The sequence below is a fragment of the Pseudomonas sp. XWY-1 genome, assembly GCF_002953115.1.
Classification (GTDB): domain Bacteria; phylum Pseudomonadota; class Gammaproteobacteria; order Pseudomonadales; family Pseudomonadaceae; genus Aquipseudomonas; species Aquipseudomonas alloputida.
On the sequence record NZ_CP026332.1, the window covers coordinates 1,040,966 to 1,055,114 of the forward strand.

Consider the following 14,149-nt stretch of genomic DNA (forward strand, 5'->3'; position numbering starts at 1 on the left):
CGCGACCGCCTTGTTGTACGACGCGATATCGAGGCATGCGCCAAAGCGTTCGCGCGCAAATCCCGCAGGAATAATTGGCCCGAAACAAACCGTTCTGTGCCAGGCGCGCGCGACCGCCTTGTTTGTACGACGCGATATCGAGGCATGCGCCAAAGCGTTCGCGCGCAAATCCCACAGGAATAATTGGCCCGAAACAAACGTAGGAGCGGGTTTACCCGCGAAGCGCCGCGCGGGCGGCGCTCGATCTCACAGGCGATGAAAGCCTAAAGGCATGCGTCTGGCGGCCCTGACGCGTTTCCCTTCCATGCCCCTCAATGCTGCCTCCGCCAGGCACGCACGGTGGTGTACAGCAACACTGTAGCGAGCACCGGCAGTACATAGAACAGCATCAATCGCTCCAGGCGGCCAGCCAGCGGCATACCCATGGTAAAAGCCGCCACATGAAGGCCGTAGGCCAGGTACAGGCAAAGAAACACCAGGCCTTCTGCGCGAGTGATGCGGTAACCGGAATAGAACACTGGCAGGCTCAGGACAGCAACGCCGAGCATTACAGGCAGATCGAAAGACAGCGCGTTAGGCGAGATCGACAGGGGTTCCGGGGTGATCAGTGCGGTCAGGCCCAGTACAGCCAGCAGGTTGAACAGGTTACTGCCGATCACCGTGCCCACGGCGATCTCCCGTTCGCCACGCAAGGCGGCGATCAGCGCAGCGGCCAGTTCCGGCAGGGAGGTGCAGATGGCGACGACCGTCAGGCCGATAATACGCTCGGACAGGCCCAGGTCGGTGGCCACCTCGATGGCAGCTTCCAGTAGCAAGTGGCCCGCCAGGCTCAGCAGGCCAAGGCCGACCAGTATCTGCAGCAGCGTACCTGACCAGAAGCGCCCGGCCCCGGACCTGGCGGCGTCCGGGGCAGGGTAGGTGCGTGCGTAATGGCGCGACTGATGCCAGAGCATTGCCAGGTAACCGGCCAGCCCCAGCAATAGCAGTGCCCCTTCAACCCTGCCCAGATGGGCATTGGCGGACAGCGCATACACCAGCCCGCTGGCAAGGATCATCAGGGGAATGTCCAGCCGCACCAGCTGGCGTGACACCCGCAGCGGGATGATCAGCGCGGCCAGGCCGAGAATGACCAGTACGTTGAAGATGTTGCTGCCGATCACGCTGCCTACTGCCACATCCGGCGCACCCTGGTAGGCGGCCTGCAGGCTTACGGTCAATTGTGGCGCGGTACTGCCGAAGGCCACCAGGCTCAGGCCTATGATCAGCGGGCGCACGTGCAGGCGCTGCGCCAGGCGCAAAGCGGAGCGCACCAGTAGCTCGGCGCCGCCGACCAGCAACAGCAGGGCAACGCCCATTTGCAGCAGGCTAAAAGTGGGAAGGGTGGCCAGGTCGAAAATGGTCGGACTCCTGTCGCGTCAGTCGCTAAGCCCTTGTACTCGCACACGCGCTGTTCCGCTACGGAGCATGCCGATTTTTTCCGCTGCTGCGCGAGACAGGTCGATCAGGCGGCCGCGGGTGTGCGGGCCACGGTCGTTTATGCGTACCACCACACTGCGCTGGTTAGCCATGTTGGTCACCCGTACACGTGTGCCGAAGGGCAGGCTGCGGTGGGCGGCGGTAAGGGCGTGCTGGTTGAACGGTTCGCCACTGGCGGTGCGTTTGCCATGGTGGCGCGAGCCGTAGTAGGAAGCGGTGCCCGTCTGGTCGTAGCCGCGCGGGTCGATGTCATGGCTGGCGCAGCCGGCCAGGAAAGAAAACAGGGCGAGGGTGCCGAGGGAACGTTTTAGCAAGTCAGGTGCTCTCCGGTGCGACCATTCGCGGGTAAATCCGCTCCTACAGGGAACGCTGGCTTGTGTAGGAGCGGCTTCAGCCGCGAACGAGGGCGAAGCCCTCGCAGCATTACAGGGGTAAAACCATCACCCTTCGAGCTTGGCTTTGAGCAATTGGTTCACCTGCCCCGGGTTGGCCTTGCCTTTGGAGGCTTTCATGGCCTGGCCGACGAAGAAGCCGAACATCTTGCCGCGCTTGGCCTCATCGGCTGCGCGATACTGTTCGACCTGCTCGGCATTGGCTGCCAGCATTTCGTCGAGCATCTTGTCGATCGCACCCGTGTCGGTAACCTGTTTCAGGCCTTTGCTCTCGATGATGCTGTCGGCATCGCCTTCACCGGCGGCCATGGCCTCGAACACGGTTTTGGCAATCTTGCCGCTGATGGTGTTGTCACGAATGCGCAGCAGCATGCCGCCCAGTTGCGCGGCGCTGACCGGCGCCTGATCGATTTCGACACCCAGCTTGTTCAGCAGGCTACCCAGTTCGACCATGACCCAGTTGGCTGCCAGCTTGGCATCACCACCGATCTTCACCACTTCTTCGAAGTAGTCTGCCTGTTCGCGGCTGGAGGCCAATACGTTGGCGTCGTAGGCCGACAGGCCGTACTGAGTCTGGAAGCGCTCGACCTTCTGTGGCGGCAGCTCCGGCAGGCCGGCGCGGATGGTTTCGAGGAAGCTGTCCTCGATGACCACCGGCAGCAGGTCGGGGTCGGGGAAGTAACGGTAGTCGTTGGCTTCCTCTTTGCTGCGCATGGAGCGGGTTTCGTCCTTGTTCGGGTCGTACAGGCGGGTTTCCTGCACCACTTTGCCACCGTCTTCGATCAGGTCGATCTGGCGCTGGATTTCGCTGTTGATCGCGCGCTCGATGAAGCGGAACGAGTTGACGTTCTTGATTTCACAGCGAGTGCCGAACTCGGTCTGGCCTTTCGGGCGGATCGATACGTTGCAGTCGCAGCGCAGCGAACCTTCGGCCATGTTGCCGTCGCAGATGCCCAGGTAGCGCACCAGCGCGTGGATCGCCTTGACGTAAGCCACGGCTTCCTTGGCGCTGCGCATGTCAGGCTCGGAGACGATTTCCAGCAGCGGGGTGCCGGCACGGTTCAGGTCGATGCCGGTGGAACCGCTGAAGTCTTCGTGCAGGCTCTTGCCGGCGTCTTCTTCCAGGTGCGCGCGGGTTACACCGATGCGCTTGATGGTGCCGTCTTCCAGCGCGATGTCCAGGTGGCCCTTGCCGACGATCGGCAGGTCCATCTGGCTGATCTGGTAGCCCTTGGGCAGGTCGGGGTAGAAGTAGTTCTTGCGTGCGAACACGTTGCGCTTGCCGATCTCGGCATCGATGGCCAGGCCGAACATGCACGCCATGCGCACGGCTTGCTCGTTCAGCACCGGCAGTACGCCGGGCATGCCCAGGTCAACCAGGCTGGCCTGAGTATTCGGCTCGGAGCCGAAAGTGGTAGCGCTGCCGGAGAAGATCTTCGACTGGGTGGCGAGCTGAGTGTGGATTTCCAGCCCGATCACAACTTCCCATTGCATGTGTGAATTCCTCAGAAGCCGTTGGGGGCGCGGGTATGCCAGTCGGTCACCTGTTGGTAGCGGTGCGCGACGTTGAGCAGGCGGCCTTCCTGGAAGTACGGCGCCAGCAGTTGCACGCCGACCGGCAGGCCGTCGACGAAGCCCGCAGGCATCGACAGGCCTGGCAGGCCCGCCAGGTTGGCGGTGATGGTGTAGACGTCTTCGAGATAGGCGGCAACCGGGTCGCTGCTCTTGGCGCCAAGCTTCCAGGCCGGGTTTGGCGTGGTCGGGCCGAGAATCAGGTCGACATCGTTGAAGGCGGCCATGAAGTCGTTCTTGATCAGGCGGCGGATTTGCTGCGCCTTCACGTAATAGGCGTCGTAGTAGCCGGCCGACAGGGCGTAGGTACCGACCATGATGCGGCGCTGTACTTCAACGCCGAACCCTTCGCCGCGTGAGCGCTTGTACAGGTCGGTGAGGTCTTTGGGCTCTTCACAGCGGTAGCCGAAGCGTACGCCGTCGAAACGCGACAGGTTGGAAGAGGCTTCAGCCGGAGCGATCACGTAGTAGGCCGGAATGGCATGCTGCATGTTCGGCAGGCTGATTTCCTTGACCACTGCACCGAGCTTTTCCAGCTCTTTGACGCTGGCCTGGACCAGGTCGGCGATGCGTGGGTCGAGGCCGGCACCGAAGTACTCTTTCGGCAGGCCGATGCGCAGGCCTTGCAGCGAAGCGTTCAGGCTGGCGCTGTAGTCCGGCACCGGTTCTTCGATGCTGGTGGAGTCCTTGGCGTCGAAACCGGCCATACCTTGCAGCAGCAGCGCGCAGTCCTCGGCGGTGCGGGCCAGCGGGCCGCCCTGGTCGAGGCTGGAGGCGTAGGCGATCATGCCCCAGCGCGACACACGACCGTACGTCGGCTTGAGGCCGGTGAGGTTGGTCAGTGCCGCTGGTTGGCGGATCGAGCCGCCGGTGTCGGTGCCCGTGGTGGCGGGCAGCAGGCGCGCGGCCACGGCAGCGGCCGAACCACCGGACGATCCGCCCGGAACGTGCTCGAGGTTCCACGGGTTCTTCACCGCGCCGTAATGGCTGGATTCGTTGGCCGAACCCATGGCGAACTCGTCCATGTTGGTCTTGCCCAGGGTGACCATGCCGGCTTCGGCCAGCTTGGCGACCACGGTGGCGTCATAGGGCGCCTTGAAGTTGTCGAGCATCTTCGAGCCGCAGCTGGTGCGTACGCCGTTGGTGCAGAACAGGTCTTTGTGGGCGATCGGTGCACCCAGCAGCGCGCCGGTTTCGCCAGCGGCGCGACGGGCATCGGCGGCACGCGCCTGAGCCAGGGCCAGGTCGTCGGTGATGCTGATGAAGCTGTTGATCTGCGGGTCGAGCTGCTTGATGCGCGCCAGCAGCGTGCCGGTCAGCTCTTCGGAAGAAAACGATTTGTCGGCGAGTCCGCGGGCGATCTCGGCCAGGGTCAATTGATGCATGGCAGGCTCTATCCCTTACTCGATGACTTTGGGAACCAGGTACAGACCGCTTTCGGTCGACGGCGCGATGGCCTGGTAGGCATCGCGCTGGTTGCTTTCGGTGACTTGGTCAGGACGCAGGCGCTGGCTGGCCTCCAGCGGGTGGGCCAGGGGCTCGATGCCAGTGGTATCGACCGCTTGCATCTGGTCGACCAGGCCGAGAATGCTGTTCAGGGCGTCGGTAATGCGTGGCAGTTCGCCATCATTCAGGCCCAGGCGGGCCAGATGGGCGATCTTTTCCACGTCGCAGCGTTCAAGCGCCATGAGGATCTCCAAGGGAAACAAAGAACGGAATTTGGGTCCGCGGTGAGGAACATGTCAGCTTTCTGGCGGTCTAACGGCCGCGAAATTCTGCTGGCGTGCTCGGAAAAACAGCCAATTTAACATATTGGCTCCTTGCCCAAAATCCCTGCCATTGTTAGAGTTTGCCGCACTTTTTTACCCACGCTTTCCCCAGGGTCACTTTCCCATGTTCAAGAAACTGCGTGGCATGTTTTCCAGCGATCTTTCTATCGACCTGGGTACTGCCAACACCCTTATTTACGTGCGTGAGCGCGGTATCGTCCTGAATGAGCCCTCGGTTGTTGCCATCCGTACCCATGGCAACCAGAAAAGCGTCGTCGCCGTCGGTACCGAAGCCAAACGCATGCTGGGCCGTACGCCTGGCAACATTGCAGCCATTCGTCCGATGAAGGACGGCGTCATTGCCGACTTCAGCGTCTGCGAAAAAATGTTGCAATATTTTATCAACAAGGTTCACGAGAACAGCTTCCTGCAGCCGAGCCCGCGCGTGCTGATCTGCGTGCCGTGCAAGTCGACCCAGGTCGAGCGCCGCGCCATCCGCGAGTCGGCCCTCGGCGCGGGTGCCCGTGAAGTGTTCCTGATCGAAGAGCCGATGGCCGCTGCCATCGGTGCAGGCCTGCCGGTTGAAGAGGCCCGCGGTTCGATGGTCGTCGATATCGGTGGCGGTACCACTGAAATCGCCCTGATCTCGCTGAACGGCGTGGTCTATGCCGAGTCCGTCCGCGTTGGCGGTGACCGCTTCGACGAAGCCATCGTGACCTACGTGCGCCGCAACTACGGCAGCTTGATCGGCGAATCCACCGCCGAACGTATCAAGCAGGAAATCGGCACTGCCTACCCAGGTGGCGAAGTACGTGAAGTCGACGTGCGTGGTCGTAACCTGGCCGAAGGTGTACCGCGTGCCTTCACCCTGAATTCCAACGAAGTGCTCGAAGCGCTGCAGGAATCGCTGGCGACCATCGTCCAGGCGGTCAAGAGCGCCCTCGAGCAATCGCCGCCGGAACTCGCCTCGGACATCGCCGAGCGCGGCCTGGTGCTGACCGGTGGTGGTGCGCTGCTGCGTGACCTCGACAAACTGCTGGCCCAGGAAACCGGCCTGCCGGTGATCGTCGCCGAGGACCCGCTGACCTGCGTCGCCCGTGGCGGCGGTCGCGCCCTGGAGATGATGGACAAGCACGCGATGGACCTGCTCTCCAGCGAGTGATCCCGCTCGCTGTTCACGAGCGCCCGGTTTACAGGTAGTACGTACAGTGCTACCTGTATGCGCTGGGCTGGCGCCCGTTTGGGGCGCCGTATCCGTCAACCCGCAACCAGGCTGGTGCGTTGTTCCATGTCCAATGACCTCCTGAGTCGTCCACGAGGAACGGCCCATTAAACCGCTTTTCTCCAAGGGCCCTTCGCTGGGCGTTCGCCTGCTCGTTCTGGTGGTGATGTCGGTCGCGTTGATGGTTGTCGACGCGCGCTTCGACGTGCTCAAACCCGTGCGCAGCCAGATGGGCCTGGTGCTGATGGAGTCGTACTGGATCACCGATTTGCCACAGCGTGCCTGGCAAGGTGTGGCCGGCCAGTTCGGTAGCCGCACCGAGCTGATTGCCGAAAACGAGAAGCTCAAGACCGAAGCCCTGCTGCTGCAGGGGCGCCTGCAGAAGCTGGCGGCCCTGACCGAGCAGAACGTGCGGCTGCGCGAGTTGCTCAACTCTTCGGCGCTGGTCAACGAGAAGGTTGAAGTGGCGGAACTGATCGGCGTCGACCCCAACCCGTTTACCCACCGCATTCTGATCAACAAGGGTGAGCGTGATGGTGTGTTCCTGGGCCAGCCGGTGCTCGATGCCCGCGGCCTGATGGGCCAGGTCGTAGAGTTGATGCCCTATACCGCGCGGGTGCTGTTGCTGACCGATACCACCCACAGCATTCCGGTGCAGGTCAACCGCAACGGTTTGCGTGCCATCGCCAGCGGCACTGGCAACCCGGAGCGCCTGGAGTTGCGCCATGTGGCCGACACTGCCGACATCAAGGAAGGCGACCTGCTGGTCAGTTCCGGCATGGGGCAGCGCTTTCCTGCCGGCTACCCGGTGGCCACGGTCAACGAAGTGATCCACGATTCCGGCCAACCCTTTGCCATCGTCCGTGCCATCCCCACCGCCGCGCTCAACCGCAGCCGCTATATGTTGCTGGTGTTCAGTGACCGGCGTAGCCCGGAGCAGCGCGCCACCGATGCCGCCATTGCCCAGGAAGAGGCTGACCGCAAGGGCGCTGCACCTGCTGGCCAGCCGGCCGCTACCCGTGATCAGGTCGCACCCGCCGCTGGCACGCCTGCCGCGTCGGTCGCACCGGCAGCACCGGCAGCACCGGCCACTCCGGTCGCGCAGCCAGCAGCCCCGTCTGCTGCACCTGCCACGCCGGCCGCACCCGCTCAACCCCGGAGGCAATGATGGCTGCATCACGCCGCAATAACGGCTGGGTCATCTGGCTTACGTTCGCCATCGGCCTGCTGCTCAGCGTTTCCCCCATGCCGCAGTTCATGGAAGTGTTCCGGCCCATGTGGCTGGCCTTGCTGGTGTCGTTCTGGACCCTTGCCGTGCCGAACAAGGTCGGCATGACCACGGCATTCGTGCTGGGCCTTGCCGAGGACGTGCTGTATGGCACGTTGCTGGGGCAGAATGCGCTGGTCCTTACCCTCATCACCTTCTTGGTGCTGTCCCTGCAGCAGCGTCTGCGCATGTTCCCCATGTGGCAGCAAAGCCTGGTCATTCTGGTGATCTTCGGTATCGCCCAGTTGATCCAGCTGTGGCTCAGTGCACTGACCGGCAACCGCCTGCCCACCCTGGCGCTTGTCTGGTCGGCGGTGATCAGCGCCTTGCTCTGGCCGTGGATCAGCTTTGCCTTGCGCGACCTGCGTCGACGCTTGCACATCAACTGACGGCAACGCGCCACTGACAGGGAGATGTCTGCATGACCCCGCTATACCTGGCTTCAGGCTCGCCCCGTCGTCGTGAACTGCTGACGCAGATCGGCGTGCCGTTCATTGTCATCAGTGCCCCGGTCGATGAATCTCCGCTACCCAGCGAAAGCGCCCCTGCCTACGTCGAACGCCTGGCCCGGGCAAAGGCCGCCGCCGGCCTGGCCAGTGTCGACGGCCCGGCTGTAGTGCTCGGCGCAGACACTGCCGTGGTGCTCGATGGTCGTATTCTCGGCAAACCGGAAAACCGTGAAGATGCCTTGGCCATGCTGGCTGACCTGTCAGGCCGTGAGCATCAGGTGCTGACCGCTGTCGCCCTGGGCGATGGCCAGCGTGTGCACAGTTTTTGCGTGACCAGCACGGTGCGCTTTCGCGCCATCAGCACTGATGAAGCGCAACGCTATTGGGCCAGCGGCGAGCCATCTGACAAGGCTGGCGGCTATGCCATCCAGGGGCTGGGTGCGGTCTTCGTCAGCGGCCTTTCCGGCAGCTATTCGGCGGTGGTCGGCTTGCCACTCTGTGAAACGGCCGATTTGCTTGGCCAGTTCGGCATCGCCTGCTGGCAGTCGCTCGCGCATACGCCAGAGGTAACAAACCCGCAGTAGCCAGCAGTGCATACGCCATCCATCATTAGAAGAACCTTTGACGAGAGCCTGCCATGAGTGAAGAGATCCTGATCAACATCACCCCGATGGAGTCACGTGTGGCGGTGGTGGAAAACGGGGTGCTGCAGGAGGTGCACGTCGAGCGCACCCAGCGCCGTGGCATCGTCGGCAATATCTACAAGGGCAAGGTGGTGCGTGTGCTGCCAGGCATGCAGGCGGCCTTCGTCGACATCGGCCTCGAACGCGCAGCGTTTATCCATGCCTCGGAAATCTCCCAGCGCGAAGGCTCGGCGGTAGAGAACATCACCGCACTGGTACATGAAGGCCAGGCCCTGGTGGTGCAGGTGACCAAGGACCCGATCGGCACCAAGGGTGCACGCCTGACCACCCAGCTATCGATTCCGTCGCGTTACCTGGTGTACATGCCACGCAGCAGCCATGTCGGTATTTCGCTGAAAATCGAGGACGAAGCCGAGCGTGAGCGCCTCAAGCAAGTGGTCAGCGACTGCATGGATGGCGAAAACATCAAGGATGCCGGTGGTTTCATCTTGCGCACCGCCGCCGAAGGCGCGCGTGCCGAGGAGATCTTGCAGGACATCCGTTACCTGCGCCGCCTGTGGGAGCAGATTGGCACCCAGATCAAGACCTGCGGCGCGCCCACGGTCATTTACGAAGACCTTGGCCTGGCCCTGCGTACCCTGCGCGACCTGGTCAACCCGAAGATCGAGAAGATCCGCATCGACTCGCGGGAAACCTTCCAGAAGACCACGCAGTTCGTCGGCGAGTTGATGCCGGAAATTGCCGACCGCCTCGAACACTACCCGGGCGAGCGCCCAATCTTTGACCTGTACGGCGTCGAAGACGAGATCCAGCGGGCTCTGGAGCGCAAGGTGCCGTTGAAGTCCGGCGGTTACCTGGTGGTCGACCCGGCCGAAGCGATGACCACCATCGACGTCAACACCGGAGCTTTCGTCGGCCATCGCAACCTCGAAGAAACCATCTTCAAGACCAACCTCGAGGCTGCTACCGCCATCGCCCGACAACTGCGCCTGCGCAACATTGGCGGCATCATCATCATCGACTTCATCGACATGGAAGACGAAGATCACCAGCGCCAGGTACTGCGTACCCTGGAAAAACAGCTGGAGCGCGATCACGCCAAGACCAACATCATCGGCATCACCGAGCTGGGCCTGGTGCAGATGACCCGCAAGCGCACGCGGGAAAGCCTGGAACAGGTGCTTTGCGAGCCGTGCCTGGCCTGTCAGGGCCGCGGCAAGCTGAAAACACCCGAGACCATCTGTTACGAAATATTCCGCGAGATCCTGCGTGAGGCCCGTGCCTATCAGGCTGAAGGCTACCGTGTGCTGGCCAACCAGAAGGTGGTCGACCGCCTGCTGGATGAAGAGTCAGGCAACGTGGCGGAACTGGAAGCCTTCATCGGTCGAACCATTCGCTTCCAGGTCGAGTCGATGTATTCGCAGGAACAATACGACGTGGTGCTGCTCTGAGGTCTTCTGAAACACGCCACTGCATCGTCGTGCTGGCAAAACCGGCACGACGGGCCATCATGGATAAACGACTTGGAGGGCCATGGCCATGGGACGTCTGAACCGCGTTCTTGTTGCTCTGACCCGCTGGGGGTTGGGCATATGTGCCCTGCTGGCAGTATTGGTGGCGCTGTATGTCAGCCTTGGTCGTGAACTGGTGCCGCTGGTAGCCGAGTACCGTGCCGACGTAGAAAGCAAGGCCGAGCAGGCGCTGGGCCTGCCCGTGCATGTCGGTGCCCTGGAAGGGCACTGGAGCGGACTGGCCCCTGTGCTGCGGGTACGTGACCTGCAACTGGGCGAAGGCACCAGGGCGCTCCGGCTGGACGACGTCATGGTGGTGCCCGACATCTGGGCCAGCCTCACCGCCCGCGAAGTGCGCCTGGCGCGCATCCAGCTGGGCGGGCTGCAACTGATCCTTCGCGAAAACGAGCAGGGCGCCTGGAGCCTGGAAGGCCTGCCGAAGAAGGACGACGCGCCGCTGGACCCTGCCGACTTGCTGCAGCGCCTGCGCCAGCTGGGGCGCATCGATGTGTTCGACAGTCTGGTCACCCTGCACCCCTGGCAGCGCGACCCGCTGACCCTGATATATGTGAGTGCCGGCCTGCAGGCCGGTGCTAAACGCCAGGCCCTGGATTTGCGTGCGACCCTGCCTGACGGCCAGCCCCTGGCGTTGAGCCTGAACAGCCGTATGTCGGCCGAAGCCTGGCGTGATGGCGAGGTAGAAGCCTATGTGAGCCTGCCGCAAAGTGACTGGGCACATTGGTTGCCGCCCAGGGTGTTGGGGCAGTGGCATGCTGACACCCTGCGGGCGGGCGGTGAGTTCTGGATCGGGTGGGGCAAGGGGCAGTTGCAACGGGCCGTGGTACGGCTCAATGCACCCAGGCTGGAGGGGGCCTATGCCGGGCGCAAGGCTGCCAACCTGAATAACCTGGCTTTGGGCGCCTGGTTCCAGCGCCGGGAGCAAGGCTTCGATGTGGTCGTCGACTCGTTGGCCATGGACCTCGGCAAGGCCCGCTGGGAGTCTCACCTGCAGTTGCAGCAGCGCCCTGGCCAGAGCGCAGCCGATGAAAGCTGGCAGTTACAGGCCGACCGCCTCGACCTCACCCCGCTGACTCCGCTGATCGATGCCCTGGCCCCCCTGCCGGACAAGGTCAAGGATGTGGTCGATGGCTTGAAGGTGACCGGTGCGCTGCGCAATGTGCGCCTCGAGGCCAGGCCCAAGGCCGAGGGTGACCAGCGCCTGCAGTTCGCAGCCAACCTGGAGAAGGTAGGCTTCGATGCTTATCACAACGCCCCGGCGGCCGGTAACGTCAGTGGCAGCATCAGTGGTGACCTGGGCCACGGCGAGCTGCGCCTGGATACCGATGCGTTCATGCTGCATCTGTACCCGATCTTCGCCAAGCCCTGGCATTACCAGAAGGCGAATGCGCGCTTGACCTGGACCTTGGACAAAGACGGTTTCACCCTGATTGCGCCCTACCTCAAGGTGCTGGGCGAGGAGGGCAAGATCGCCGGTGACTTCCTGATTCGCCTGTTGTTCGAGGAAGGCCGCGAGGACTACATGGACCTGCGCGTCGGCCTGACCGAAGGCGATGGCCGCTTTACTGCCAAGTATCTGCCCGAGGTGCTCAGCCCGGCCCTCGACGAGTGGCTGCGCAGCGCTATCGTCAAAGGCGCTGTGGATGAAGGCTACTTCCAGTATCAGGGCTCGCTGAACCATGGCGCATCCCCGCAAGCGCGCAGCATCAGCCTGTTCTTCAAGGTGCATGACGCCGCGCTGGACTTCCAGCCCGGTTGGCCACAGGTGCAGCACGTCGATGGTGATGTGTTCATCGAGGACAGTGGCGTGCGCATCAAGGCCCAGCGAGGCGTGCTGCTCGACACCAAGGTCAGCGATGTGAATGTCGATATCCCGCATGTCGACGGCGACCAGCACAGCCATCTCTACCTGGATGGCGACTTCGACGGTAGCCTGGGTGATGGCCTGAAGATTCTCAAGGAGGCGCCCATCGGCACTGGTGAAATTTTCGCCGGCTGGGAAGGTGAGGGGCCGCTGAAGGGCAAGGTCAAGCTCGATATCCCGCTGGCCCATGGGCAGCGCCCAAAAGTGCAGGTGGACTTCGCCACCAGCGATGCGCGCCTGAAAGTTGCTCCGCCAAGCCTGGAGTTGAGCCGCCTGAAGGGAGACTTCAGCTTCGATTTCGACAAGGGCCTGAGTGGCAAAGGCATCAGCCTACAGGCCTTCGGCAAGCCGGTAACGGCGCAAATAACCGCTGAAGGTCAGGCTGGGCAGATGCAGACCCGCATCAATGCCAATGGCCAGGTATCGCTCAAGGCGCTGACTGACTGGTTGCAGTTCAAGCAGGCCTTGCCGGCCTCCGGTGACCTGCCCTATCAGTTGCAGCTCAGTCTGGGGAGCCGGGACAACCGCCTGAGTGTCACTTCCAGCCTCAAGGGGCTGGCCATCGACCTGCCGGCTCCGTTCGGCAAAGCGGCAGCAGATACCCGCGACAGCCGTTTCAGCATGAGCCTTCAGGGCCCGGAGCGGCAATTCGATGCTGCCTACGCCGACCTTGCCCGCTTTGCCTATGCTGCACCGGCTGAAAACTTGACCCAGGGCCGCGGCGAGCTAGTGCTGGGCACAGGCGACGCCCGGGTACCTGCCAGCCAGGGGCTGAGGGTGCGCGGGCGCCTGGAGACCCTGGACCTGGCCCCCTGGCAAGAGCAGGCGGGCCGGCTGGCTGGGGACGACCCCGGTGGCAGCGCGCGGCAGAACCTGCAAAGCGTCGACCTGAGCATCGGCCAATTGAAAGCCTTCGGCATGGACCTGAACCAGGCCGTGGTACGCCTGGCCCGGGGCGGCCCGGCCTGGGATTTGCGCCTCGACAGCAAGGAAGTCATCGGTAACGCACGCGTTCCGGATGCCAAGGGCGCGCCGATGGTCGTGCGCATGCAGACCTTGCGGCTGCCTGCCGCCAGCGCCGCTGAACAGCAGGCTGAAGACGGTCCCGACCCGCTGGCCTCGTTCGATCCGCGCAAAGTACCGGCACTGGACCTGAGCATCGACAAGCTCTATCGCGGTGACGATCTTTACGGTAGTGCCGCGATCAAGCTGCGGCCGACCCCACGTGGCGTTACTGCCAGTGATATCGACCTCGACCTCAAGGGGTTGCGCATCGATGGCGGTGGTGGCTGGGAGGGTGAAACGGGCAAAACCAGCAGCTGGTACAAAGGGCGCCTTGACGGCAAGAACCTGGCGGATGTGCTCAGCGCCTGGGGCTTTGCCCCGACGGTGACCAGCCGCGACTTCCGCCTGGACGTGGATGGCCGCTGGCCGGGTTCGCCGGCCGCAGTGGGCCTGAAGCGCTTCTCGGGCAGCATGGATGCGGCGCTGCGCACCGGCCAGTTCGTCGAGGTCGAAGGCAGCGCACAGGCACTGCGGGTGTTCGGCCTGCTCAACTTCAACTCGATTGGCCGGCGCCTGCGTCTGGACTTTTCCGACCTGTTTGACAAGGGCCTGGCCTATGACCGGGTCAAGGGCTTGCTGGTGGCCAGCAGTGGCGTGTACGTGACCCGCGAACCGATTACCGTGACCGGCCCGTCGAGCAACTTCGAGCTCGACGGCACGCTGGACATGGTCAGGGACCGGGTCGATGCTGACTTGCAGGTGAGCCTGCCGGTGACCAACAACCTGCCGCTGGCGGCGTTGATCGTCGGCGCGCCGGCGGTGGGCGGTGCGCTGTTCCTGGTCGATCGGCTGATCGGTGACCGCGTGTCACGCTTTGCCAGCGTGCACTACCGTGTCGAAGGGCCGTGGAAAGAGCCTAGAATCACATTTGTGAAACCTTTCGAGAAATCCCGCTAGGAG

General features: G+C 63.2%; 11 protein-coding genes. 6 read left to right on the top strand and 5 right to left on the bottom strand.

Annotation, left to right across the window (positions count from 1 at the left end; translation table 11 throughout):
* Positions 1-311: 311 nt before the first annotated feature.
* The 5 genes from PRJ_RS04940 to gatC all read right to left on the bottom strand — a co-directional run bounded on the left by PRJ_RS04940 (position 312) and on the right by gatC (position 5,128).
* Positions 312-1,355, bottom strand: a complete 1,044-nt coding sequence (locus tag PRJ_RS04940; protein WP_064492408.1) for a calcium/sodium antiporter — start codon at positions 1,353-1,355, stop codon at positions 312-314.
* Between the two features lie 60 nt (positions 1,356-1,415).
* Positions 1,416-1,790 carry a septal ring lytic transglycosylase RlpA family protein gene (locus PRJ_RS04945; protein ID WP_010952129.1) on the bottom strand — a complete coding sequence of 125 codons (375 nt, stop codon included), beginning with the start codon at positions 1,788-1,790 and terminating at the stop codon, positions 1,416-1,418.
* 126 nt (positions 1,791-1,916) lie between these two features.
* On the bottom strand, positions 1,917-3,362 hold the full coding sequence (gene gatB / locus PRJ_RS04950) for an Asp-tRNA(Asn)/Glu-tRNA(Gln) amidotransferase subunit GatB (RefSeq protein WP_010952130.1): 1,446 nt from the start codon (positions 3,360-3,362) through the stop codon (positions 1,917-1,919).
* 11 nt (positions 3,363-3,373) lie between these two features.
* Positions 3,374-4,825 carry an Asp-tRNA(Asn)/Glu-tRNA(Gln) amidotransferase subunit GatA gene (gene gatA, locus PRJ_RS04955; RefSeq protein ID WP_104960851.1) on the bottom strand — a complete coding sequence of 484 codons (1,452 nt, stop codon included), beginning with the start codon at positions 4,823-4,825 and terminating at the stop codon, positions 3,374-3,376.
* A gap of 15 nt (positions 4,826-4,840) precedes the next feature.
* Positions 4,841-5,128 carry an Asp-tRNA(Asn)/Glu-tRNA(Gln) amidotransferase subunit GatC gene (gene gatC, locus PRJ_RS04960; RefSeq protein ID WP_003255165.1) on the bottom strand — a complete coding sequence of 96 codons (288 nt, stop codon included), beginning with the start codon at positions 5,126-5,128 and terminating at the stop codon, positions 4,841-4,843.
* A gap of 205 nt (positions 5,129-5,333) precedes the next feature.
* Between gatC and mreB the strand changes: the two genes are divergently transcribed.
* The 6 genes from mreB to PRJ_RS04990 all read left to right on the top strand — a co-directional run bounded on the left by mreB (position 5,334) and on the right by PRJ_RS04990 (position 14,146).
* Positions 5,334-6,371, top strand: coding sequence for a rod shape-determining protein MreB (mreB, locus tag PRJ_RS04965; RefSeq protein ID WP_003255163.1), 1,038 nt, complete (start codon positions 5,334-5,336; stop codon positions 6,369-6,371).
* 226 nt (positions 6,372-6,597) lie between these two features.
* The gene (gene mreC, locus PRJ_RS04970) at positions 6,598-7,599 is read left to right on the top strand and encodes a rod shape-determining protein MreC (RefSeq protein WP_263399876.1); all 1,002 of its coding nucleotides are present in this window, start codon (positions 6,598-6,600) and stop codon (positions 7,597-7,599) included.
* Positions 7,599-8,087, top strand: coding sequence for a rod shape-determining protein MreD (gene mreD / locus PRJ_RS04975; RefSeq protein WP_003255161.1), 489 nt, complete (start codon positions 7,599-7,601; stop codon positions 8,085-8,087). The genes mreC and mreD overlap by 1 nt, the downstream gene beginning before the upstream one ends.
* Before the next feature lie 32 nt (positions 8,088-8,119).
* Positions 8,120-8,731, top strand: a complete 612-nt coding sequence (locus tag PRJ_RS04980; protein WP_104960853.1) for a nucleoside triphosphate pyrophosphatase — start codon at positions 8,120-8,122, stop codon at positions 8,729-8,731.
* 53 nt (positions 8,732-8,784) lie between these two features.
* Complete coding sequence (rng, locus tag PRJ_RS04985) at positions 8,785-10,242, top strand: ribonuclease G (RefSeq protein ID WP_010952135.1); 1,458 nt, start codon at positions 8,785-8,787, stop codon at positions 10,240-10,242.
* Between the two features lie 82 nt (positions 10,243-10,324).
* Positions 10,325-14,146 carry a YhdP family protein gene (locus tag PRJ_RS04990; protein ID WP_104960854.1) on the top strand — a complete coding sequence of 1,274 codons (3,822 nt, stop codon included), beginning with the start codon at positions 10,325-10,327 and terminating at the stop codon, positions 14,144-14,146.
* Positions 14,147-14,149 lie beyond the last annotated feature (3 nt).

Bases quoted from the DNA above. Each gene is read 5' to 3' on its own strand.
- PRJ_RS04940 (WP_064492408.1), bottom strand. From the start codon at position 1,355: ATGGGCGTTGCCCTGCTGTTGCTGGTCGGCGGCGCCGAGCTACTGGTG.
- gatB (WP_010952130.1), bottom strand. From the start codon at position 3,362: ATGCAATGGGAAGTTGTGATCGGGCTGGAAATCCACACTCAGCTCGCC.
- gatA (WP_104960851.1), bottom strand. From the start codon at position 4,825: ATGCATCAATTGACCCTGGCCGAGATCGCCCGCGGACTCGCCGACAAA.
- gatC (WP_003255165.1), bottom strand. From the start codon at position 5,128: ATGGCGCTTGAACGCTGCGACGTGGAAAAGATCGCCCATCTGGCCCGC.
- mreB (WP_003255163.1), top strand. From the start codon at position 5,334: ATGTTCAAGAAACTGCGTGGCATGTTTTCCAGCGATCTTTCTATCGAC.
- mreC (WP_263399876.1), top strand. From the start codon at position 6,598: ATGTCGGTCGCGTTGATGGTTGTCGACGCGCGCTTCGACGTGCTCAAA.
- mreD (WP_003255161.1), top strand. From the start codon at position 7,599: ATGGCTGCATCACGCCGCAATAACGGCTGGGTCATCTGGCTTACGTTC.
- PRJ_RS04980 (WP_104960853.1), top strand. From the start codon at position 8,120: ATGACCCCGCTATACCTGGCTTCAGGCTCGCCCCGTCGTCGTGAACTG.
- rng (WP_010952135.1), top strand. From the start codon at position 8,785: ATGAGTGAAGAGATCCTGATCAACATCACCCCGATGGAGTCACGTGTG.
- PRJ_RS04990 (WP_104960854.1), top strand. From the start codon at position 10,325: ATGGCCATGGGACGTCTGAACCGCGTTCTTGTTGCTCTGACCCGCTGG.